Raw genomic sequence first — 19,238 nt, 5'->3', positions numbered from 1 at the left:
GCAAATTTTTTGCTTGTTAGTAGTCAAAGGGGCCGTCTCAACGTCGATTTCTCGGCTTGAGAGAGGCCCCTTTTCCTTTTCATAGAGCTTGAAGTATCTGGCTAGATTCCATATCCGCCGTAAAACGGGTAGGGCTGATACGGATAGGGATAGTACGGATACGAGTAAGGATACGGGTACGGATAGTAATAGGGCGGATAGTAGCCATAAGGGAGCGGAATGATGAGAGGGAACCCGCCGTCGTTTCTTCTTCTGCGAAAGAAGACGGGATGCGCCTGATCTTCCGGAATCGTCTGGTAGTGGTCTTCCGCCTGATGAGCCTGCAACGGTTGATCGTCAGCTGGATAAGGTTGCATGGTGCGACTGCACTCCTCTCGTTGTCTGTATGTGCAGTAGCAGTATACGAGACATTCGCCGATGTGGAGCGTTGTCCGTATGGATTTGGGCACCGAAAAGCCCATCCGAAACGGCTTGTTTCGAGATGGGCCCGGGGCTGCCGGAAGCAGGGCTAGATAACGGTTTCCAAAAAGGTTTTCAACTCTTCGGCTTCCTCTTCATTCAGATTAAAAGCAAATTCAAGGTAGCCTTCTTCCCCGAGATCGTCTTCCCCGATAATCGCCGATCGGCCGTTTTGAATATTGATGACCAGCTTTTTGCCGTAAAACCGGTTGGTCGTTGTGATGGCCAGATCGAACCGGGTCGATTCGCCCATAAAGCTGACAAAGCGGGTTTTGGTATCCTCCGATTCATCGTACAAGAAAAACAAGTCGTTCGCCATAAATACGCTCCTCTACTTCCATGACAGATTGGGTTTGTGTTCGATATTGTGCAAAGCGCGGACAAAACGGATCGTTTTCGTCTGGGCGCGCATGACGATGGAGTGCGTTTCTACCATGTCGTCGCCCAAGTAGCGCACCCCTTGCAGCAGTTCGCCGTCCGATACTCCTGTTGCCGCGAAGATGGCGTCGTCTCCTTTTACCAGATCGTGCAGCGTCAACAACTGCTCCGGATTGGCAAGCCCCATCTGGATGCAGCGCTTTCGTTCGCTGTCGTTTTGCGGCTTGAGCATCGCTTGCATGTCGCCCCCGAGACATTTGATCGCCGCCGCACTGATGACGCCTTCCGGTGCGCCGCCGATGCCGAGAAACAGGTCAATCCCTGTATGCGGCAGACAGGGGGCAATCGCTGCGCCGACATCGCCATCGCCGAACAGCTTGACGCGTGCGCCTTTTTCCCTTACGGTGTCGATGATGTCCTGATGCCGCTCCCGCTCCTGGATGATGACGGTCACATCCTGAATGCGTTTGTTGTTTGCCTCGGCGACTACTTCTATCATTTTATCCACGGGATCGAAAAGGTTGATTTGTCCCGCAGCCCGCTTGCCAACCGCCATTTTCATCATGTACATGTCGGGGGCATGCAGCAACGTTCCGCGGTCGCCAATCGCGATCACCGACATGGCATTGTTGTGTCCCTTGGCAACGATCGTCGTCCCCTCCAGCGGGTCTACGGCGACGTCTACTTCAGGGCCAATCGCATCCGGGTGACCGAGTTTTTCGCCAATGTACAGCATCGGAGCTTCGTCCAGCTCCCCTTCGCCAATGACGACGGTTCCCCTCATGTTAATCGTGTCAAACATGGCGCGCATGGCGCTGGTCGCCGCTCCGTCCGCTTCCTTTTTCTTGCCCCGTCCCAGCCAGTGCGACGAGGCGAGGGCAGCCATCTCTGTTACCCGCACGATTTCCAATGCCAGTTCGCGTTCCACAGTCGAGTTCCTCCCTTTCTGCCGGCAAAAATGTACCTCATCATTGTAACATAAAGCACAAGCCGATTCGTGACAGCCGGGACAAATTTGGTATACTGTTTGGAGGAAAAGAGGTGAAAGCCGTGAGCAATTCCTATTTGCAGGAAGGGGAATTGGTCCTTGTCGTCCTGGTTCTGACGTTTGTGTTTACCATCTATTATGCCAAGCGAAAAACGAAAAAGCGAAAATAAGGAGAATCTCATGTACGACGTGAATACAAAGCGAATTGACCAAGTACTGGCCTATATGTCTTCCATGCTTGATTTGCTGGACAAGCTCAGGGAACGGGGAGCCGAAGCGGTTTTGGCGGACGAAGTGGCTGTTGCAGCGATGGAGCGAGCCCTGCACTTGTCCATCGAAGGAATCGTCGATGTAGGAAATGCGTTGATTGACGGCTTTATCATGCGCGATCCCGGTAGCTACAGCGATATTGTCGAAATTTTGCGCGATGAACAAGTCATTACAGATGAGCAGGCAGTCACGCTGACCCGTGTGGTCGATTTCCGCAAGCATCTGGTCATTGGCTACACAAGCGTTCCGGCGGGAGAAATGTTCGCGCTCGTGAACGAATCCATCGAAGCGATGCGGCGGTTTGATCCGCAGGTGCGTGCGTTTTTGCAGAAAGAATTGTTCTAAGACAATGGGGAAACGGATTTTTTATACAAAACACTTTCGTTTGTTTACTAAAGCGTACCGATCCGCTACAATAGGTAGAAAGGACGGTGACACGTATGGCAAACGAGGGGACGTCCACTCGTGACCAAATCCTGCACATGCTCAAGGTGAAAGGCTCACTCTCAGTCAGCGACATGGCCGCCGAGCTGGGCATTACCGAAATGGCAGTCAGACGCCATTTGAACACGTTGGAAAGAGACAGTCTGATAACGTCTACGCTTGTGAGACAAGCGATGGGACGACCAACGAACGTATATTCCTTGTCGCAGGAAGCAGATGAGCTGTTTCCGCGCAATTATTCTCATTTAACGCTTGATTTTTTGCAAGACTTGAAAGAGATCGACGGTCCCGGAAAAGTCGAAATGCTGTTCCGCCGCCGCGAAAATCGTCTGGAGGAATCGTATCGCGCCCATATGCAAGGAGACTTGCGAAACCGTGTCGCAAAGCTCGCCGAGCTGCAAAATGAAAAAGGCTACATGGTGGAGTGGGAAGCGGACGCGGACGGAAATGCATTCCGCATTTTGGAATTCAACTGCCCGATCGCGCAGGTAGCGCGTGAATTCAATCAGGCCTGCTCCTGTGAGCTGTCGTTGTTTCGCCGGGTGCTGAATGCCGATGTGGAGCAAACCTCCTGCATGGCAAAAGGCGGAGACAAGTGCGTGTTTGAAATCAAAAAAGCGTAAGAACAATGTCAATGATCGCCACTTTGGTACGATTCGATTCGGTACAGGGTGGCTTTTTTGCTGCCAAAAAGGCTGTCTTCCGCAGGGGGGAGCATGGGGGCAGAGTTCGTGGAGCAGCCAAACGGACGGGCGGCTCGTCAAATGGCGCAAAAACGAGTATCGTAAGGAAGAGTGGCTGTTTTGCCAAAAAGAGAGAGGAATCGGGATGGAGGAGAAGCAACATGAACCCATACAAAGGCTATCTGATTGATCTGGATGGAACGATTTACCGCGGCCGCGAGCCGATTCCCGGCGCTGCCGAATTTGTTCGTTACTTGAAAGCGAACGGGATTCCGTACCTGTTTTTGACCAACAATTCGTCCGCAACGGCCGAGCAAGTGGCAGCGAGACTGAGCGGGATGGGAGTGGAGGCAACCGCCCAGGATGTCTATACGACCAGTATGGCGACTGTGAAGTATTTGCAAGAAAAGGCACCCGCAGGAGCAAGCGTGTATGCGATTGGCGAGGAAGGCTTGCTGTCGCAGCTGGAAGCGGCAGGCTTCAGGCTGACAGCTGACCATCCTGCCTACGTCATCGTCGGAATCGACCGTGCCTTCACGTACGAAAAGCTGTCGATTGCTGCTTCCGCCATTCGCGCAGGCGCTACTTTTATCGCGACCAATGCGGACGCCGCGTTGCCGACGGACAACGGCTTGTTTCCAGGAAACGGCTCGCTCGTTGCCGCCGTTTCCGTCGCATCGGGCACCAAGCCGCTCGTCATCGGCAAGCCGGAGCCGATCATCGTGCGCTACGCGCTTTCCGTCCTTGGAACAAAAGCGCGCGAGACGTTGATCGTCGGCGACAACCTGTTCACCGACATTGAAGCCGGAGCTAACAGCGGCCTGGACAGCCTGCTCGTCCTGACCGGCTATTCGACGCGGGAAGAAGCGGCTCGCCACAAAGTGCAGCCGACGCATATCGCCGACGATCTGCGGGAGTGGCAGCTACGCATCTCGCTCTAGGCACTCCTCCTGCTGCTTCTGGCGAATTGGGCTGGTTAGAGGCGAAGCAATTTTAACCCGCATGCCGCTACGGAATGGTTGGCAAGCAATCATGAGTGGGGGCGGATGAAATGGTTTCGGGTGTAGTCGTTACGATAAAAGCAAGGAAAGGAGAGACGATCATTTGAGCCGAAAATGGACGTACTTGTTATCCCTCCTTGGACTTTCCCTCGCTGTATTTTTGGGTGTCGGCGGGATACTAAAGACGGATGAGCCTTACTTGAGCTTCATGGCAACGATTATTGCGGTTCATTTCGTAATAGACAAGTTATGGAAGGAATGATTATATTGCCTTCCCGTCATAAGCATGGGCATGTTGCTCGTGCTTTTTTGTTATCGGCACAGATGCATCCCAGACGTTGAGCGTCGGCGACAACCTGTTTACCGACATTGAAGCGGGAGCAAACAGCGGCCTGGACAGCCTGCTTATTCTGACCGGCTATTCGACGCGGGAAGAAGCGGCTCGCCACCACGTACAGCCGACGCATATCACCGACGATCTGCGGGAGTGGCAGCTACGCATCTCGCTCTAGGCACTCCTCCTGCTGCTTCTGGCGATGGGCCTTTCTTTTCTGAACGGGTGAACAGTTTGTCGAACGTGCTCTTCCGTGTACTGCTATTGCGCTGTGGCATCATCAAAGCCATTCTCTAGCTCAGAGACAGTCGATTTCGAAAACGCTGTTCCGCACAATTCCTCCGTATCTTGGATTCATCAGCATGTTTCTTCTGTACTTATCGCTAACTACGGAAACATCATGCCCTTTGGTTGTGGATGTTACGGAATTTTTAGGTATATTGTAGTGATTATTCCTGAATTTGGTCTAAAATTATTGAATAGCAACAATAAATCACAAAAAAATGGAGGTCAACAATGAAAAGGGTAGCAACGATTACCTTTATGTTGTCGCTCATTCTTTCTGGTTGCGCTGGAGGTACAGCGATGGTGTCTAGTGAACAATCTACAACTCAACAAGCAAACGAACAAACACAGACATCGAATTTCAAAATTCACCCGGAGTTATTCAAGGATCGGGACGCCTTGTTAGAGGTAGCCCAAAAAACGAATGATTATGCGACTATTGAATTTAAACCAGAACAAATTCAACAGCTGAAAAATGATGAACAATACAAGGATTATAAAAAAGTTCTTAAAAAGTTTGTAGCGGATCAGTTAAAGTCTGAGGTCGTCACATTTCAAACCATCTCTTCTCATGGTCATAGCCGCATGATTTTGGTAACAACCAAAGATGAAAAGGTATATAAGATTTGCATGAAACAAACAGACAGTGTTTGGTTAGCAGAATGTTATGCGGAAATAGAGTGGGTAACATATCCTGTTAATTAGAGTTAAGACACCCTTAACACATGGGTTCTTCACCTCGTCCAGAACAGAGTTTGCTTTACCTTGGTTAACTTTCTTGCCAGAACTCTACACTACCATGTGGACAACCACTTTCTTTACATATATGTCTGGGCTGATCTGTGGCCTTCTTAAAGTTGGCTTCTTCTCTGATCTGGTTGGCTTAAAATTTGCGTGCACACCATAGTGCATTTGCTTTACTTGCAATAACAATTGCAAGTAAGTAAAAGCTTTTTTGTTATGAAACGCTCATACACGATTCGTAACACATAAAAAAGGAAGCCGGAGCAAATAGCGGCCTGGACAGCCTGCTCGTCCTGACCGGCTATTCGACGCGGGAAGAAGCGGCTCGCCACAAAGTGCAGCCGACGCATATCGCCGACGATCTGCGGGAGTGGCAGCTACGCATCTCGCTCTAGGCACTCCTCCTGCTGCTTCTGGCGATGGGCAATCCGGCTGGAAGCGGCAGCGGCAATCGCTCCAACCAGATCGTCCAGAAACGTGTGGACGCCGAAGCGTTTGTCGTTGAGCTGGGCCAGCTTGCCGTGCTTGAGCTTGTCGACGTAGCCGAAGTTGGTAAAGCCAATGCTGCCGTACAGGTTGACGATGGCAAGTGCCAATACCTCGTCCACCCCGTAGAGCGGCTCGTCCGTCTCGATAATGGTTTGAAGCGGCGGCAGCAGCTGCTTTTGCTCGGCGAGCATGTCCAACTGGATGCCCGTCAACAGCGCGTTTTGCACCTCCCGCTTTTTCAGCACCGCCTTCACGCTGTCCAGGCACAGCTCCATCGTCAGATCGGGGACGTATTTCGTTTGCAGGAAAAACACAATCTCAGCGATATCATCGAGGGAAACGCCCCGTTTTCCCAAAAGCCCGATGACCACTTCCAGGCAGCTCTCGCTGTTGAGCGGGTGCTCGCTCATCTGGTTTTCCTCCTTTTCCGGCGCTCATCAGTTCCTCTAGTATTTGCAGCGAGATAGGCACCTATCCCGGTTTTGCGACATACAATGCGCCAAGAGAAGGTGTGCAAGGAGGATGGACCCGTATGGAGGAAAAAGAACTGCTCCAGGAGCGATATGGATTCCAGTTGCAAAACTACCGCGTGGCGGGCGCCAGCAAGGTGCTCGAAACCGACCAGGGCCTGTATTACATGTTTGAAGCGCCGGCCGGTTATCGCTACAAAAGCAAGTTCATCGAGCGGGTGCGCAAGCATCTCAGCCAGCAGCAAGACATCCGGCTGCTGAAGCTGGTCAAAACCACGGGCGGGCAGTCCCATTTTGTCGAGGATGAGCAGCTTTACTATTTGTACCGAGGAGTGCGCGAAGCCACTCCGGAAAATACGTCCTACGCAAGCGGGCAGTCGCTCGCGCAATTTCACCAGGCGACGAAAAATTTTTCCGGAGATAAACTGTTTATTCCGTTCAGCTCGCTGGGGAACTGGCCCAGCACGTGGCGCAGAAAACTGCGGCATTACAGCGAGTACCGGGATAAGCTGGACGAATCGGATGTCGAGCTTACGCCGATGGATGAGTTGCTTTTGACCTGCTATACGTATGTGCATCAACTGGGGGAAATCTCCGTCCAGTATTTGCTGGAAGCGGGCTACGATAAAGTCGTGAAGGAAACAGCCGGTCTTGGAAAAGTAGCCTACCAAAATTTTGACCAAGGGTATATGCTATGGAATGAGAAGGATGTACGCCTGATGGCGGGAGAATGGAACTGGGTACTCGATATGCGGGCTCGCGATCTTGGACAATGGCTGAAAGCCGAAACCAGGCGCAACGGCTGGAATGACGAGGCCGCGATCAGCTTTTTCGACGGCTATAACAGTGTTGCGCCTTTGCTTTCCGGGGAATATGCCGTGATCTACGCGCTGATGTTCTATCCGGGCCGCTTTTTGAAGCTGGTGGAAGCCTACAAGGAGCTTCCCCTGGAGGAAAAGCAGCAAGTAAACGTGGAAGCATGGCAATCCCAGCTGGAAGACGAGCTTGTGAAAATGGAAGAGGGACTCCGGCACTATCCCCGTCTGGTCGAAGAGCATTACGGCGTGTCCATTCCGCAAATCGATTGGCTGTGGAGGCAATACAATGAGCAAACCGCAAGTATTCGTCACGAGGAAACTACCCCATGAAGTGTTAGCCATGCTGGAGGAAGTAGCGGATGTCAACGTGTGGGAGGGAGATACACCTGTGCCGCGCGCGAAGCTCTTGGAGGAGATCGAGCATGCGGACGCGGTGCTGACCATGCTGACAGAACGGGTGGATGAGGAGCTTTTGCACCGTGCGAAGAAGCTGCGGATCGTCGCCAACATGGCGGTCGGCTATGACAATATCGACGTGGCCGCCTGCAAACGACAAGGGATCACGGTGACCAATACGCCCGATGTGTTGACAGAGGCGACGGCGGATCTGGCGTTCGCGCTGCTCTTGGCGACGGGCCGCAGACTGACGGAAGCGAACCGTTTTTTGCTCGCCGGAGAATGGACCTCGTGGAGCCCGTACCTGATGGCCGGGCAAAGCGTGTACGGAACGACCCTGGGCATTATCGGCATGGGGCGGATCGGCGAGGCGGTGGCTCGGCGAGCAGCAGGTTTCAACATGCGCATTTTGTACCATAACCGCCACCGCAAGGAAGAGGCGGAGGCGAGGACGGGAGCGCGGCTGGCCGGACTGGATGAGCTGCTTCAGGAGTCGGACTACGTCGTGCTGCTGACGCCGCTGACCGAAGAGACGCGGCACTTGATGGGAGCCAGAGAATTTGCCCTGATGAAAAAGTCCGCTGTCTTCGTAAATGTGTCTCGCGGCGGAACCGTAGACGAGGCTGCGTTGTACCAGGCTTTGGTGGACGGACAAATATGGGCGGCGGGACTGGACGTATTTGCACAGGAGCCGGTTTCGCCGGATCATCCGCTTTTGTCTTTGCCAAACGTAGTGGCTCTCCCGCATATTGGCAGCGCCACGATCCAGACGCGAAATGAAATGGCACGGCTGGCGGCAGCCAATATCGTTGCTGTGCTGAGCGGAAAGGAGCCGTTGACAGCGCTATGAGCACCGTTTTCATCCTGGCAGCGGGTCTTGTGCTGGCAGCCGTCGTAGCGGCTTCCGCTGTTGCTTTGCATGTCACCTGGCGTCTGACTCATCCCGTGCGCAAGCCGATCGACATGGACCCGCAGGAGTTCGGAATCGAGGGGGCGGAGGCGGTGGTGTTCCCGAGCAGAGAAGCGGGAATCTCACTGGCGGGCTGGTATTTGTCCGCTGCCCAAAACGGCCGAACGCCAAAGGGACGGACGCTCATTTTTGCCCACGGCTACAGCCAGAACAGGCAGGAGCCGCATCTGCCGGCGCTGGCGCTCGCGGCAAAGCTGGCGCATGCCGGCTACGATGTGTTGATGTTCGATTTCCGCAACAGCGGACAGTCCAGTCCATCGTTGACTACGATCGGGTTGCGCGAGCAGCAAGATTTGCTTGGAGCGATTGATTTTGTCGAAGCGAAAAAGCCGGGACAGACAATCGGTCTGATCGGCTTTTCCATGGGGGCAGCGACATCGCTGCTCGTCGGAGGAGCGGACCCGCGGATTGCGGCTGTTGTGGCAGACTCTCCGTTTTATTCGCTGCGCGAGTATTTGGAAGAAAATTTGCCGCAATGGACGGGCCTGCCCCGTTTTCCCTTCAACTGGCTGATTCTCACCCTCAGTCCGGTGCTGCTCCGGGCGAATCCACGCCATGTCAGGCCGTACCAGGCCGTGTGCCGGGCGAAAAAGCCGATGATGTTCATTCATGGGACGGGAGATTCCACCGTACCTGCGGAAAACAGCAAGCGGCTGCATGCGCTGGCTCAGGATGAGGATTCGCAAATCTGGCTGGTTCCGCAGGCCGGGCACGTGCGTAGCTTTGCTTTGTTGCCGGAGGAGTACGCCGAGCGGGTGACCGCCTTTTTGGAAAAAGGGATGAGAAAAGCAGGCGAGAGGGCTGAAGCATTCGCCTTGCGAAAATGAAAAAAGCAGCTACGCCGAAGACGGTAGCTGCTTTCATGGCTGTGCGCCTGGATTAGAATACTTGTTGCACTTCTTTGATGCCCGGGATTTCTTCCACCAGGGCACGTTCAATCCCTGCTTTCAGGGTGATGGTGGAAGAAGGGCAGCTGCCGCATGCACCCATCAGGCGCAGCTTTACGATGCCATCTTCTACGTCGACGAGTTGCACGTCTCCGCCGTCACGTTGCAGGTATGGGCGCAGTTTATCGAGAACTTCTTGTACTTGATCCATCATATCCATGTTCCATTCACTCCTTTCCAACCTCTCCTTTATTATAATCGTACGCTGGCGATAAATCCATGGCTTACATGCCCTGTTGACACTTTCCTGCTCGCGGGACGAAGGAGATTCAATGTGCATCGCATGGACTTTTTGCAAGAGCAGCATGTTATAATGAAACAGCAAGTACTTCAACATAAGGAGTCAGATTTTCGTGAACGTATTTCGCAATGTGAAGGAACTGATTGGCAATACGCCGATCGTCGAAATGACACAGTTCGAGCTTCCCGAGGGAGTACGCTTGTTTGCCAAGCTGGAATATTTTAATCCAGGCGGCAGCGTGAAGGACAGACTGGGAATGGAATTGATCCGTGCCGCAGAGGAAAAGGGTCAACTGAAGCCAGGCGGAACCATTATCGAACCGACAGCGGGAAATACAGGAATTGGGCTTGCCCTTGCCGCTGTCGGAACCGGGTATAAAGTCATTTTTTGCGTGCCAGCCAAGTTTTCCGAGGAAAAGCAGGAGCTGATGCGTGCGCTTGGGGCCGAGGTTGTAAATACGCCGACCGAGTTGGGCATTAAAGGAGCAATCGCCAAGGCGCAGGAGCTGGCCGCGTCGATTCCAGGCTCGTTCGTGCCGCAGCAGTTCGCGAATCCGGCGAATCCCGATGCGCACTACAAGACCACAGGCCCGGAAATCTGGAGCCAAATGGACGGCCAGGTGGACGTATTTGTCGCAGGCGCCGGGTCCGGCGGTACATTCATGGGCGTAGCCCGCTACTTGAAGGAGCAAAATCCGAACATCAAGACCGTGATTGTGGAGCCGGAAGGGTCGATCCTGAACGGGGGAGAGCCTGGCCCGCACAAAACGGAAGGCATCGGCATGGAGTTTTTGCCGCCGTTCATGGACACCAGCTATTTCAATGCGATTCACACCATCCTCGATGTGGAAGCATTCGATCTGGTCAAGCAGCTCGCCGCCAAAGAAGGCTTGCTCGTCGGCAGCTCGGCGGGAGCAGCGATGGCAGCGGCGTTGCGCGAAGCGAGAGAGGCAGCGCCAGGAACGAATATTGTTACCTTGTTCGCCGATGGCAGCGAACGCTATCTGAGCAAAAAAATTTACCAGGGAGGAATCTAAGATGCGCATCAAAACTCGGCTGATCCACGGCGGAATTGAGGGAGATCCCCATACAGGAGCGGTTTCCGTTCCGATTTACCAGGTGAGCACGTACAAGCAGGAAGCCATCGGCGTGCACAAAGGCTTCGAGTATTCCCGGACCGGGAACCCGACTCGCCACGCGCTGGAAACGTACATCGCAGAAATCGAAGGCGGCGCCCGCGGCTTTGCTTTTGGTTCCGGCATGGCGGCTTTGTCGACGATTCTTTCCCTGTTCAACAAGGGCGATCATCTCGTTGTCGGTGACGATGTGTACGGCGGTACCTATCGCGTCATCACCCGCGTATTTTCCCGAATGGGTCTGGAAGCAACCTACGTCGATACGAGCAACCTGGAAGCGGTAGAGGCAGCGATTCGCCCGGAAACAAAAGCGATTATCATGGAGACGCCGACCAACCCGCTGCTGAAAGTAAGCGACATTCGCGCGCTGGCTGACATCGCCAAGGCAAAAGGTGTGCTGCTCGTCGTCGACAACACGTTCATGACGCCATACTGGCAAAATCCGCTCGATCTGGGCGCAGACATCGTATTCCACAGCGCAACGAAATATTTGGGCGGCCACAGCGATGTCGTCGCAGGTCTGGTTGTCGCCAAAGATGCGAAGATCGGAGAAGACCTGCATTTCGTGCAAAATGCAATCGGCGGCGTCCTCGGTCCGCAAGATTCCTGGCTGCTTCTGCGCGGCATGAAAACGCTCGGCATCCGCATGGAAGAGCACGAGCACAATGCGCGCACATTGGCAAAATGGCTGTCCGAGCGCAGCGACATCAAACGGGTCATCTATCCGGGCTTGTCGAGCCACGCCGGACATGAGCTGATTCAAAAGCAAGCGCGCGGCTTTGGCGGCATGATCTCCTTTGATGTCGGCAGTGCGGAACGTGCCGATGAGGTTTTGGCAAAAGTGAAATATTACACACTGGCTGAATCGCTGGGCGCGGTTGAAAGCCTCATCAGCGTGCCTGCGCGCATGACGCACGCTTCCATCCCGGCAGAGCGCCGTGCCGAATTGGGCATCACGGACGGTCTCATTCGCATTTCGGTAGGGATCGAAGATGTGCAAGACCTGATCGAGGATCTCGACCAGGCGCTGTCCTAATCCTGCAAGAGAGCGCGCACAGCTACGGAACCGAGAGGAGGCGGATGAGATGAGTGTGGAAATCAAAGTGTTTGGAACCGAACAACTCTGCGCCAGCTGCGTAAATTTGCCATCTGCCAAGGAAACGGCAGAATGGCTGCAAGCTGCCCTTTCCCGCAAATATGGAAGCGACAGCATCCGCATCGTCTACAGTGATTTTCAACACCCGCAGACAGACGATGACAAAAGCTGGGCGACACGCATTATCGAGGAAGATTTGTGGTATCCGCTTGTCGTAATTTCCGGGGAAATTGTCGGCGAAGGAAATCCTAAGCTCAAAGATATTTGCGAAAAGCTGGAAAGCATGGGCGTCACTCCGGTGGCTGTGCAGGCAGACAGCGAATAGGCAGCCTAATCGGCTCGAACCGATTGCGAAACCGATCAGATGAGAATATCTGGTCGGTTTTTTTGTATCGAGCAGGCGATTTTTCCATTTTTTTCATAGCAGGCCAAACTTTTTCTGTTCTTCTGCGTCTAACTGACAGAAGAACAGAAAGAAGAGGATGGTCATTCCATGAAAGGAAAACAAATGGTGGTCAGCTTGCTGGCTTGCACTGTCTGCTTGTCTGCTGTGCCGGCGGAGGCTCCTGCCTGGCTCGTGGCCGAAGCGGCCGCTTCCAGCTACCGGATTACCTACAAGCTGCCCCCGAATCCTGAGAAGTATTTATTTTTGAATGTGCAGATGGTACATATTGACAATCCGCAAGAGCTCGCCACGCAGAGGCTCTATCCGGTCAAGCAATACTTGATCGACTCGACAGGAAATGTCGGTCATTACAAAACGGAGTTTGATGACAACCGCAAGTTCGTCACTTCGAAAAAAGGCTTCCTGTGGAATTTGTATCACATGATCGGGATTTTTCCGCCCGCTTATCCGGCCAATGTCAACCTGGCGGAACTGGATCAGCAGATCGAAGCACAGCCTGTTTTTTCAGAGGAAGCTTTGCGCTTGAGGAAATGGCGGGCTGAACTGGAGTGGAATGCCCGGCTGCAGCCGCTTCTCGACGCCGGATACGTCAAGCCGGAGGAAATCGATGACGGAGTAGCTACGCGAGAATTCGTAGCGACGGTGCTGTATCGCGCATTCCACGAGGTTCGTTCTTATCACGGCGGCATTGATCTGAAAGATTCCGAAAAAGAAGCGGTACGCTGGGCGGTGGAGGTTGGGCTGCCGGGCTTTGTCGTCGACCGGCAAGGCTATGTGTACCCAGAGTCGCCGCTCGACATGGAACCAGGTCCGATAACGTTTCCGCAGGAATACGCCTATGATCGCCTTTTTCAGTTTGTCCAACTGATTTTGCCAGGGAAAAAGACGGCTACAGGCTGGGAGTATTACCAGGTGAAGCTGTTGCCCGGCATGGTGCCGATGCAGCCGCGAGAGATTCTTGTTGTCAACGGTACGCCAGCGAACGAGGTTGCGGATTCCTCCGTTGTCTATACAAAGGAATACCAATATGCCAGCCAGAAAATCGGGCAGTATTTCATCGCGCGGTTTCCCCACATGCTCGATCAGGCGCGCAAGGACGCAAGGAAGCCGCGGGTCTGGGATTGGAGCCGCGATCTGATCCACCATCCAAAATTCGCCAAGCAAATCGCTGCCTATCGCAAAAACAAAAGCACTCTCCACCTGAATGCTATCTATCAGGCCGTGCGTGCCCATTACAACCTGAGTATTCGCCAGGACTCGGCAGCGAATCTGAAAAGCGTGCTCGACAACGTGAAGTAGCCCATGCCCGGCTGTCCTGAAACGCTTTTCCTCGTTTATTTCTGATACGTAAACCGTCTGTAACGAAATCCACGCGGCTTCCCTCTCAAGTTCGTGGATGGCTTCCGGGTAGAGGGCAAAAGCCCCCAGCTGGATAAATCGGTGAATATTGACGTGAGTGCCAATCAGGATGCTTACGTGGCGGCCAAGCTGTACGACAAGGCTGAAAACTGGCAGGCAGACGGCGAGACGCACCCGTGTATTCGTATCCGTTTGGCTCGCTGAAACCTATCGACACGGATGGAAATGGAACCTATGAACTCGTAGGCGAGCAACGAATCGTGGGCATGGACAACACGGATACCGTATCCCGCATCACCTCCGTCTGGAGCTACCAGGGCGATGGCAAATGGAAGCCGCGGGAAGTCGAGTATTCTACCTTCCTGGTGAAACAGCAAGAGGAAGCGGTCCCTGCCACGCTCGGCAAGTAAGCGGGGAGAATGGCTTGGGGACAGGCTGCCCGGTTCTACTGTCTGCTGCTTCCTCATATCCTGTTTGGGGAACAGCCCAGACCGAGGAGGCCGAGAGATGGAGCAGCTAATCGCCCGCTTTTATGAGTTGAAAGCCATTCAGAAGCAGGTAGAGGAGGAGCTTGGCGCATTGCGAGGCAAGCTGATCGACACCTACGCGGAAGCCGGAAGCGTCGAGGAAGGCGGATTCCAGTTGTCGATCAGCTATCAGGAGCGGCGGGAATACAGCGATGATCGGCTCTACAACTCCTTGCCCGATCCGACGCTGTGGCGGCTCATGTCGCGGGCCGACAGCGGGAAAATCGCCAGCCTGCTGAAACTGAACGTCATTCATGAGCGGATATTGGACGGCACGTATGAGCAGAAAAAGGTGCCGGTTTTGCGGGTGCAAAAGCAATGAAGAAGAAGAACACGCCAGGTGAATCCAGAGTGCGACCGTCAGGCAGAGCCCTGGCGGTTTGTTTTTTCCTCTCTACTCTGTTTCTCCTTTTTCCTGTTTTCTCTCGCGCTTTTGAAAGCTTCGTTCCAGCTGTTTTCGGATCATTCTCGGCTGCTCTCTCTTCAACAGGTCGATAATATAGAACAGCGTGCCCGCGATGATGCACATTCCTATAAACAAAGCGATTTGCGGGGGAATCATAAGGAGAAATAGAATGCCTATTGTCATCGTTAGCAGAATGTAGGAAAACAGTTTTCCCATCTTTTTCGTCCTCCCCTCCCGTACCATGCAACGAATTTCACATCTTCTGGCTTCAAAAAGCGCTTCAAAGCCCTGTACCCGTCCTGATAGTCAAAATTAGTATATAATGGAAGAATTTTTCTGGCAATAGATAGGGGAAACGGAAGGAAACTCGCGGCAGACAGGAATGATCGGAGCGCTACCGGTGCGGGGAAAAAGAAAAACCTGTTTGACCGACTGGCCAACAGGCTTGACGATTATCCCAGATGCTTTTTGTACATCCAAAGCTGTCCGCTTTTGATGACACGGGCCATCTGACCGACCAGAGATACTTTCCCCATGCTGGCAAAGCCTTCTTTTTTCCCGAGGGAGCCGAGGAAGCCTTTGTGCTTGAGCGGTGGCAGAGAAGCCGGATACTCTTCGCCTTTGATGTCTTTTTTCAGCATCAGGGCGATTTGATCCCCCTGGAGCTCGGCTGTCTGGGCACTCGGAGCAATGATCGTGCTCGCACAGTCGCCTACGACGTAGACGTTTGGATGGGTAGGAATCTGGTGATACTGATTCAGCTTGGCACGTCCGATGTTGTCTGTCTCGATCGGCAGGGAACGAACGATGCGGTTGGCCTGAATACCGGCTGTCCAGACGATCACATCGGTTGGAACAGGCTGGTTATGGTTATAGACGACGCCAGGCTCGACTCCTGTGACGTTTGCCATGGAGACAAGCTGTACTTCGTGCTCGATAAACCATTGAGAAGCGTACTCCTGCAGCTTTTTCGGGAACGGGCTCAAAATGCTCGGGCCGCGGTCGATGATCCGCACATTCAGGTCAGGACGGCTTTCGCGCAGCTCTGCCGCCATTTCCACGCCGGAGAGGCCGCCCCCCACAACGGTAACCGTACCATATGGATTCACATTATTGATCGCCATGTATGTGTTGCGGGTAGCTCCCATGGATTGAATCGAGCACGTATACAGATCGGCACCGGGGATGTCATGATAACGGTCCTCACAGCCCAATCCGATGACGAGCCAATCGTACGAGAGGGCGTCCCCGTTCGCAAAGTTGACGACCTGCTCGTCCAAATCCACTGCGGTCACTTCGCCGTATTTGACGGTCAGGCGAGGATCGCTGGGAAAATTGACCCGCAAGTGGGCTTCCGGCGTAGTGCCCGCAGCCAGAGCGTAATACTCTGTTTTCAGGCCGTGAAACGGCATCCGGTCCACGAGGGTAAGAAACACGTCGTCTGGTAAATCAGGGGACAGGACTCGCTCGATAATACGAAGACCCCCGTATCCTCCACCAAGGATCACAAGTCGTTTCATAGAAGGTCTAGTCCTTTCTTCTGTCCGTTTTTTACAGCACCCATTCTATTTTTAGTCTCTTTCCGCAAAAATGCAAGCAGAATCTTTTTCCCGTTTTCTCCGCTGGATTTTTGGAAAAGGAGCGGTACAATAAAGTACGTGACGATGTCGGTATAATCGGTAGGTGAAGATAGATGAAAGCATTGGTAGAATTTTGCGCGAGCAATGTTTCTTCCTACACGCAGGCGGTCGTAGATGCGTTGGAACAAGACCCTGAGCTGGATGTCGATGTGCTCGAATACGGCTGTCTTGGCTATTGCGGAGAATGCTACATGGAGCCGTTCGCCTTGGTGAACGGCAAGCTAGTGAAAGCTCCGTCAGCCGATGAATTGCTGGTCAAAATCAAGGACTGCTTGCGCGAGGAGGAAGAAAGCCTGGACGCAGATTTTCCTTTGTAAGCCGTTCTCTTTAGGATGTTCATTTCTGTCGGCGAAAAAACGCGCGCGTGTGGAAATAAAAAAGCTGATGCCTCTTGTTTGCCGGGCATCAGCTTTTTGTCGTGTTAGTGCTCCTTGATGACGTTGTAGAAAGTGTCGCGTTCCAGGGCGCGTTTGCCGGCGCCTTTAATCAGCCAGACCAGCTCATCGACAGTCAGGGCCTGCTGGGTGAGGGCACCTGCCGAGTGGCTGATCCGTTCCTCGATCAAGGTCCCGTGCGCATCGGAAATGCCCATCGTCAGCGACAGCTGGGTCAACTGCGTCCCAATATTAATGAAGTAAGCCTTGATGTGCTGGAAGTTATCCAGCATGAGGCGGCTGATCGCCATCGTTTTCAGGTCGTCGATCGCGGAGTTGCGGCGCTTGATGCCGGCCGACGCCTTGATCGGCTGTACCGCGAGCGGGATGAAGACCATGAAGCCGTTCGTTTCGTCTTGCAGCTCGCGCAGGCGGAGCATATGAATCACGCGCTCCTCCAGCGTCTCGATGGAGCCGTAGAGCATGGTCGTGTGCGTTTTCAAGCCCAGTTCATGAGCCGTGCGGTGAACTTGCAGGTACATGTCGGTGCTGGCTTTTTCCGGGCTCATTTTCATGCGGTAGCGCTCTGTCAAAATCTCGGCGCCGCCACCTGTCAAGGTTTCCAGTCCGACTTTCATCAGCTCCTGCAACACCTCGCGAATGGAGAGGCCGGAGATGCGGGAGAAGAACTCGATTTCAGCCCCTGTGTAAGCTTTCATGGTGACATCGGGATAAGCCTGTTTCAAGATGCGAACGTTGTTCAGATAGTACTCGAACGGCTTGTGAGGGTTGTGGCCGCCGACGATATGAAATTCACGGATACCAGGATGGAAGCGGGTTTCTACATAATGAAGCAGTTCTTCCTCGTTCATCGTGTAAGCGCCCTCGTCGCCCTCATCTCGACGGAATCCGCAAAACCTACAGCGAGCTTCGCAAACGTTTGTTGGATTGATGTAAAGGTTCTGCAAAAAATAAACCTTATCTTCGTTTTTGCGAGTATTGACGATATTTGCCAATTGACCAATCGTCAGCAGATCGTTGGAGTGAAAAAGAGTCACGCCGTCTTCCAGGGTGAGGCGTTCGCCGTGCAAAACCTTTTCCGCAATGCCGGCGAGTGATTTGTCTTGGATGGCAAGCGTTTCAAGCGCCATTCCAAACACTTCCTTTCTAAATCGAATGATAAGGGATAAGAGCTGTACATCCGGCCCTACCCAATCCAAAAACGTTCCTTGGGAGTGGAGAAAGCTCTGATGAAAAAAGAAAATCTCGGGCAACAAGGCATCTATATTATAAACCTCTTAGAAAGGACGAACAATAACAGAAGTTCTCCAACTCTCTTTTGTAAGATTATGGAAAATTTCCGCCTGTTTTTGCAGGGTTTTTGGGGAATGTGGGAAATTTTGTTTGCGAAATGATCGCTTTTCTTGTAAAATATAGTAAGAAAGCCTGATCTACTATATAGGAGGAGTTTCACCATGCGGGACGTTTTGCTCGAAAAAATCGAACTCCTTCGACAGCGTATGGTAAAAATGGGGTTAGAGTTTGGGTTGGATCATCCAGAAGTCCTAGAATACAGTATGCAAATTGATCAACTACACAACGAACTGAACCAAATAGATCATAATCTGTCTAAGGTGGGCCGAAAGAAGAAGTATCGCTTTTATTTGACCGAGAATCATGCCTTTTTTGCATAAAGGAGGGGAAGCCCTTCTTTTTTTGTGCCCGGCCAATGGCTTGGCGCAGCCGTAGCTTCGAATTGCCTGAGCACGACAGCAGCGCCCGAAGTGCAGGGGAACCTTGTGGGAAGGGTTGCTTCTTAGGTATACTGAACGTATAGAATGTGTAAAAGTAGCCTGCAAAGGAGGGAGTCAAGCATGATTACATTGACGGAAAGAGCCAGCCTGAAAGTAAAGGAAATGTTGGCGGCAGAAAATAAGCCCGGGTTGTTTTTGCGGGTAGGGGTTCGACCTGGCGGATGCAGCGGCTTTACCTACGGCATGGGCTGGGATCAAGAGATGAAGGAAGGCGACGCAACCTTCGAACAGCATGGCGTCACCATTGTTGTCGACAAGGACAGTTATCCATACATCAAAGGAACCGAAATCGATTTCAAGGAATCCATGATGGGCGGAGGCTTTTCCATCGAGAATCCGAATGCGATTGCTTCCTGCGGCTGTGGCTCGTCATTCAAGACGGCGCTGGCAGAGGGCAAGGCGGAGAAGTGCGACGACTAAGCTGTCCTGGACAGGATGAATAGCAAGAAGATCAGACCTCTTTGGCTTGTGCACGCTCGATGCACAGTGGTCAAGACCCCAATTTGTAGACAGTAAGAAAAACCCCGGCCGTTAGGCCGACAGCTGACGTCTGAATTCAACAGG

General features: G+C 53.0%; 29 protein-coding genes. 21 read left to right on the top strand and 8 right to left on the bottom strand.

What is annotated here, in order from left to right; translation table 11 throughout:
• Positions 1 to 101: 101 nt before the first annotated feature.
• The 3 genes from ACTHO6_RS05360 to glpX form a co-directional block, all read right to left on the bottom strand.
• On the bottom strand, positions 102 to 356 hold the full coding sequence (locus tag ACTHO6_RS05360) for a hypothetical protein (RefSeq protein ID WP_440240155.1): 255 nt from the start codon (positions 354 to 356) through the stop codon (positions 102 to 104).
• 152 nt (positions 357 to 508) lie between these two features.
• The gene (locus ACTHO6_RS05355; protein WP_440240153.1) at positions 509 to 778 is read right to left on the bottom strand and encodes a DUF3055 domain-containing protein; all 270 of its coding nucleotides are present in this window, start codon (positions 776 to 778) and stop codon (positions 509 to 511) included.
• A 12-nt stretch (positions 779 to 790) separates the two neighbouring features.
• Entirely contained in the window at positions 791 to 1,765 is a 975-nt protein-coding gene (glpX, locus tag ACTHO6_RS05350) for a class II fructose-bisphosphatase (protein WP_440240151.1), read from the bottom strand.
• A gap of 113 nt (positions 1,766 to 1,878) precedes the next feature.
• Between glpX and ACTHO6_RS05345 the strand changes: the two genes are divergently transcribed.
• The 7 genes from ACTHO6_RS05345 to ACTHO6_RS05315 all read left to right on the top strand — a co-directional run bounded on the left by ACTHO6_RS05345 (position 1,879) and on the right by ACTHO6_RS05315 (position 5,981).
• Entirely contained in the window at positions 1,879 to 1,995 is a 117-nt protein-coding gene (locus ACTHO6_RS05345; protein ID WP_440240149.1) for an amino acid ABC transporter permease, read from the top strand.
• 10 nt (positions 1,996 to 2,005) lie between these two features.
• Positions 2,006 to 2,440: a DUF86 domain-containing protein gene (locus ACTHO6_RS05340; protein ID WP_440240147.1), complete on the top strand. Its 435-nt coding sequence runs from the start codon at positions 2,006 to 2,008 to the stop codon at positions 2,438 to 2,440.
• A gap of 95 nt (positions 2,441 to 2,535) precedes the next feature.
• Complete coding sequence (locus tag ACTHO6_RS05335; RefSeq protein WP_440240145.1) at positions 2,536 to 3,162, top strand: helix-turn-helix transcriptional regulator; 627 nt, start codon at positions 2,536 to 2,538, stop codon at positions 3,160 to 3,162.
• A gap of 221 nt (positions 3,163 to 3,383) precedes the next feature.
• On the top strand, positions 3,384 to 4,163 hold the full coding sequence (locus ACTHO6_RS05330; RefSeq protein WP_440240143.1) for a TIGR01457 family HAD-type hydrolase: 780 nt from the start codon (positions 3,384 to 3,386) through the stop codon (positions 4,161 to 4,163).
• Positions 4,164 to 4,561: 398 nt separating this feature from the next.
• Positions 4,562 to 4,735 carry an HAD hydrolase-like protein gene (locus ACTHO6_RS05325; RefSeq protein WP_440240141.1) on the top strand — a complete coding sequence of 58 codons (174 nt, stop codon included), beginning with the start codon at positions 4,562 to 4,564 and terminating at the stop codon, positions 4,733 to 4,735.
• A gap of 338 nt (positions 4,736 to 5,073) precedes the next feature.
• Positions 5,074 to 5,547 (top strand): hypothetical protein, encoded by a 474-nt coding sequence (locus tag ACTHO6_RS05320; RefSeq protein ID WP_440240139.1) that lies wholly within the window; start codon positions 5,074 to 5,076, stop codon positions 5,545 to 5,547.
• 284 nt (positions 5,548 to 5,831) lie between these two features.
• On the top strand, positions 5,832 to 5,981 hold the full coding sequence (locus ACTHO6_RS05315) for an HAD hydrolase-like protein (RefSeq protein ID WP_440240677.1): 150 nt from the start codon (positions 5,832 to 5,834) through the stop codon (positions 5,979 to 5,981).
• Here ACTHO6_RS05315 and ACTHO6_RS05310 read toward each other — a convergent pair.
• Positions 5,964 to 6,485: a phosphatidylglycerophosphatase A family protein gene (locus tag ACTHO6_RS05310; RefSeq protein WP_440240137.1), complete on the bottom strand. Its 522-nt coding sequence runs from the start codon at positions 6,483 to 6,485 to the stop codon at positions 5,964 to 5,966. The two genes, ACTHO6_RS05315 and ACTHO6_RS05310, sit on opposite strands and share 18 nt — an antisense overlap.
• A gap of 122 nt (positions 6,486 to 6,607) precedes the next feature.
• Between ACTHO6_RS05310 and ACTHO6_RS05305 the strand changes: the two genes are divergently transcribed.
• From ACTHO6_RS05305 to ACTHO6_RS05295, 3 genes are read left to right on the top strand one after another with little or no spacing between them, the layout of a single operon-like run.
• A complete protein-coding gene (locus ACTHO6_RS05305; RefSeq protein ID WP_440240135.1) occupies positions 6,608 to 7,693 on the top strand; it encodes a hypothetical protein in 1,086 nt (361 codons plus the stop codon).
• Complete coding sequence (locus ACTHO6_RS05300; protein ID WP_440240133.1) at positions 7,650 to 8,609, top strand: 2-hydroxyacid dehydrogenase; 960 nt, start codon at positions 7,650 to 7,652, stop codon at positions 8,607 to 8,609. The genes ACTHO6_RS05305 and ACTHO6_RS05300 overlap by 44 nt, the downstream gene beginning before the upstream one ends.
• On the top strand, positions 8,606 to 9,556 hold the full coding sequence (locus ACTHO6_RS05295) for an alpha/beta hydrolase (RefSeq protein WP_440240131.1): 951 nt from the start codon (positions 8,606 to 8,608) through the stop codon (positions 9,554 to 9,556). Before ACTHO6_RS05300 ends, ACTHO6_RS05295 begins: the two co-directional genes overlap by 4 nt.
• 52 nt (positions 9,557 to 9,608) lie before the next feature.
• Here ACTHO6_RS05295 and ACTHO6_RS05290 read toward each other — a convergent pair whose 3' ends face one another.
• Positions 9,609 to 9,836: a NifU family protein gene (locus ACTHO6_RS05290; RefSeq protein WP_007777871.1), complete on the bottom strand. Its 228-nt coding sequence runs from the start codon at positions 9,834 to 9,836 to the stop codon at positions 9,609 to 9,611.
• A gap of 193 nt (positions 9,837 to 10,029) precedes the next feature.
• Here ACTHO6_RS05290 and cysK point away from each other — a divergent pair, with 193 nt between their 5' ends.
• From cysK to ACTHO6_RS05255, 7 genes are all read left to right on the top strand, one after another.
• Positions 10,030 to 10,953 carry a cysteine synthase A gene (cysK, locus tag ACTHO6_RS05285; RefSeq protein WP_440240129.1) on the top strand — a complete coding sequence of 308 codons (924 nt, stop codon included), beginning with the start codon at positions 10,030 to 10,032 and terminating at the stop codon, positions 10,951 to 10,953.
• A gap of 1 nt (position 10,954) precedes the next feature.
• Entirely contained in the window at positions 10,955 to 12,088 is a 1,134-nt protein-coding gene (locus tag ACTHO6_RS05280) for a bifunctional cystathionine gamma-lyase/homocysteine desulfhydrase (protein ID WP_440240127.1), read from the top strand.
• Between the two features lie 49 nt (positions 12,089 to 12,137).
• Complete coding sequence (locus ACTHO6_RS05275; protein ID WP_440240125.1) at positions 12,138 to 12,473, top strand: YuzD family protein; 336 nt, start codon at positions 12,138 to 12,140, stop codon at positions 12,471 to 12,473.
• Between the two features lie 168 nt (positions 12,474 to 12,641).
• Positions 12,642 to 13,853 carry a hypothetical protein gene (locus ACTHO6_RS05270; RefSeq protein ID WP_440240123.1) on the top strand — a complete coding sequence of 404 codons (1,212 nt, stop codon included), beginning with the start codon at positions 12,642 to 12,644 and terminating at the stop codon, positions 13,851 to 13,853.
• 141 nt (positions 13,854 to 13,994) lie between these two features.
• A complete protein-coding gene (locus tag ACTHO6_RS05265; protein WP_440240121.1) occupies positions 13,995 to 14,117 on the top strand; it encodes a hypothetical protein in 123 nt (40 codons plus the stop codon).
• Positions 14,090 to 14,323 carry a hypothetical protein gene (locus ACTHO6_RS05260; protein WP_440240119.1) on the top strand — a complete coding sequence of 78 codons (234 nt, stop codon included), beginning with the start codon at positions 14,090 to 14,092 and terminating at the stop codon, positions 14,321 to 14,323. Before ACTHO6_RS05265 ends, ACTHO6_RS05260 begins: the two co-directional genes overlap by 28 nt.
• Positions 14,324 to 14,420: 97 nt before the next feature.
• Entirely contained in the window at positions 14,421 to 14,762 is a 342-nt protein-coding gene (locus tag ACTHO6_RS05255; RefSeq protein ID WP_440240117.1) for a hypothetical protein, read from the top strand.
• Positions 14,763 to 14,834: 72 nt separating this feature from the next.
• On the opposite strand, the gene ACTHO6_RS05250 is transcribed toward ACTHO6_RS05255, so the two are convergent.
• Together ACTHO6_RS05250 and ACTHO6_RS05245 are read right to left on the bottom strand one after the other, a co-directional pair.
• Complete coding sequence (locus tag ACTHO6_RS05250) at positions 14,835 to 15,062, bottom strand: hypothetical protein (RefSeq protein ID WP_440240115.1); 228 nt, start codon at positions 15,060 to 15,062, stop codon at positions 14,835 to 14,837.
• Between the two features lie 236 nt (positions 15,063 to 15,298).
• Positions 15,299 to 16,366, bottom strand: a complete 1,068-nt coding sequence (locus ACTHO6_RS05245; protein ID WP_440240113.1) for an NAD(P)/FAD-dependent oxidoreductase — start codon at positions 16,364 to 16,366, stop codon at positions 15,299 to 15,301.
• Between the two features lie 173 nt (positions 16,367 to 16,539).
• Here ACTHO6_RS05245 and ACTHO6_RS05240 point away from each other — a divergent pair, with 173 nt between their 5' ends.
• On the top strand, positions 16,540 to 16,803 hold the full coding sequence (locus ACTHO6_RS05240; RefSeq protein ID WP_440240111.1) for a DUF1450 domain-containing protein: 264 nt from the start codon (positions 16,540 to 16,542) through the stop codon (positions 16,801 to 16,803).
• A gap of 104 nt (positions 16,804 to 16,907) precedes the next feature.
• On the opposite strand, the gene mqnE is transcribed toward ACTHO6_RS05240, so the two are convergent.
• Positions 16,908 to 18,011: an aminofutalosine synthase MqnE gene (gene mqnE, locus ACTHO6_RS05235; protein WP_440240109.1), complete on the bottom strand. Its 1,104-nt coding sequence runs from the start codon at positions 18,009 to 18,011 to the stop codon at positions 16,908 to 16,910.
• A 99-nt stretch (positions 18,012 to 18,110) separates the two neighbouring features.
• On the opposite strand from mqnE, the gene ACTHO6_RS05230 reads away from it, so the two are divergent.
• From ACTHO6_RS05230 to erpA, 3 genes are all read left to right on the top strand, one after another.
• Positions 18,111 to 18,275 (top strand): hypothetical protein, encoded by a 165-nt coding sequence (locus ACTHO6_RS05230; RefSeq protein ID WP_440240107.1) that lies wholly within the window; start codon positions 18,111 to 18,113, stop codon positions 18,273 to 18,275.
• Positions 18,276 to 18,335: 60 nt separating this feature from the next.
• Positions 18,336 to 18,554 carry a Spo0E family sporulation regulatory protein-aspartic acid phosphatase gene (locus ACTHO6_RS05225; protein ID WP_440240105.1) on the top strand — a complete coding sequence of 73 codons (219 nt, stop codon included), beginning with the start codon at positions 18,336 to 18,338 and terminating at the stop codon, positions 18,552 to 18,554.
• Positions 18,555 to 18,734: 180 nt separating this feature from the next.
• Positions 18,735 to 19,094 (top strand): iron-sulfur cluster insertion protein ErpA, encoded by a 360-nt coding sequence (gene erpA, locus ACTHO6_RS05220; RefSeq protein WP_440240103.1) that lies wholly within the window; start codon positions 18,735 to 18,737, stop codon positions 19,092 to 19,094.
• The last annotated feature ends 144 nt before the right edge of the window (positions 19,095 to 19,238 follow it).

This window comes from Brevibacillus sp. SAFN-007a (assembly GCF_051967035.1).
Taxonomy (GTDB): Bacteria; Bacillota; Bacilli; order Brevibacillales; family Brevibacillaceae; genus Brevibacillus.
The sequence above is the reverse complement of the archived record's forward strand: the minus strand, read 5'-3'. Positions and strand labels throughout refer to the sequence as shown.

Coding starts and splice junctions, on each gene's coding strand:
- ACTHO6_RS05250 (WP_440240115.1), bottom strand. CDS start 15,062: ATGGGAAAACTGTTTTCCTACATTCTGCTAACGATGACAATAGGCATT.
- ACTHO6_RS05255 (WP_440240117.1), top strand. CDS start 14,421: ATGGAGCAGCTAATCGCCCGCTTTTATGAGTTGAAAGCCATTCAGAAG.
- ACTHO6_RS05245 (WP_440240113.1), bottom strand. CDS start 16,366: ATGAAACGACTTGTGATCCTTGGTGGAGGATACGGGGGTCTTCGTATT.
- mqnE (WP_440240109.1), bottom strand. CDS start 18,011: ATGGCGCTTGAAACGCTTGCCATCCAAGACAAATCACTCGCCGGCATT.
- ACTHO6_RS05280 (WP_440240127.1), top strand. CDS start 10,955: ATGCGCATCAAAACTCGGCTGATCCACGGCGGAATTGAGGGAGATCCC.
- ACTHO6_RS05295 (WP_440240131.1), top strand. CDS start 8,606: ATGAGCACCGTTTTCATCCTGGCAGCGGGTCTTGTGCTGGCAGCCGTC.
- ACTHO6_RS05300 (WP_440240133.1), top strand. CDS start 7,650: ATGAGCAAACCGCAAGTATTCGTCACGAGGAAACTACCCCATGAAGTG.
- ACTHO6_RS05230 (WP_440240107.1), top strand. CDS start 18,111: ATGAAAAAAGAAAATCTCGGGCAACAAGGCATCTATATTATAAACCTC.
- ACTHO6_RS05270 (WP_440240123.1), top strand. CDS start 12,642: ATGAAAGGAAAACAAATGGTGGTCAGCTTGCTGGCTTGCACTGTCTGC.
- ACTHO6_RS05340 (WP_440240147.1), top strand. CDS start 2,006: ATGTACGACGTGAATACAAAGCGAATTGACCAAGTACTGGCCTATATG.
- ACTHO6_RS05225 (WP_440240105.1), top strand. CDS start 18,336: ATGCGGGACGTTTTGCTCGAAAAAATCGAACTCCTTCGACAGCGTATG.
- ACTHO6_RS05330 (WP_440240143.1), top strand. CDS start 3,384: ATGAACCCATACAAAGGCTATCTGATTGATCTGGATGGAACGATTTAC.
- ACTHO6_RS05240 (WP_440240111.1), top strand. CDS start 16,540: ATGAAAGCATTGGTAGAATTTTGCGCGAGCAATGTTTCTTCCTACACG.
- ACTHO6_RS05275 (WP_440240125.1), top strand. CDS start 12,138: ATGAGTGTGGAAATCAAAGTGTTTGGAACCGAACAACTCTGCGCCAGC.
- ACTHO6_RS05355 (WP_440240153.1), bottom strand. CDS start 778: ATGGCGAACGACTTGTTTTTCTTGTACGATGAATCGGAGGATACCAAA.
- ACTHO6_RS05320 (WP_440240139.1), top strand. CDS start 5,074: ATGAAAAGGGTAGCAACGATTACCTTTATGTTGTCGCTCATTCTTTCT.
- ACTHO6_RS05290 (WP_007777871.1), bottom strand. CDS start 9,836: ATGGATATGATGGATCAAGTACAAGAAGTTCTCGATAAACTGCGCCCA.
- erpA (WP_440240103.1), top strand. CDS start 18,735: ATGATTACATTGACGGAAAGAGCCAGCCTGAAAGTAAAGGAAATGTTG.
- ACTHO6_RS05305 (WP_440240135.1), top strand. CDS start 6,608: ATGGAGGAAAAAGAACTGCTCCAGGAGCGATATGGATTCCAGTTGCAA.
- ACTHO6_RS05335 (WP_440240145.1), top strand. CDS start 2,536: ATGGCAAACGAGGGGACGTCCACTCGTGACCAAATCCTGCACATGCTC.
- ACTHO6_RS05360 (WP_440240155.1), bottom strand. CDS start 356: ATGCAACCTTATCCAGCTGACGATCAACCGTTGCAGGCTCATCAGGCG.
- ACTHO6_RS05310 (WP_440240137.1), bottom strand. CDS start 6,485: ATGAGCGAGCACCCGCTCAACAGCGAGAGCTGCCTGGAAGTGGTCATC.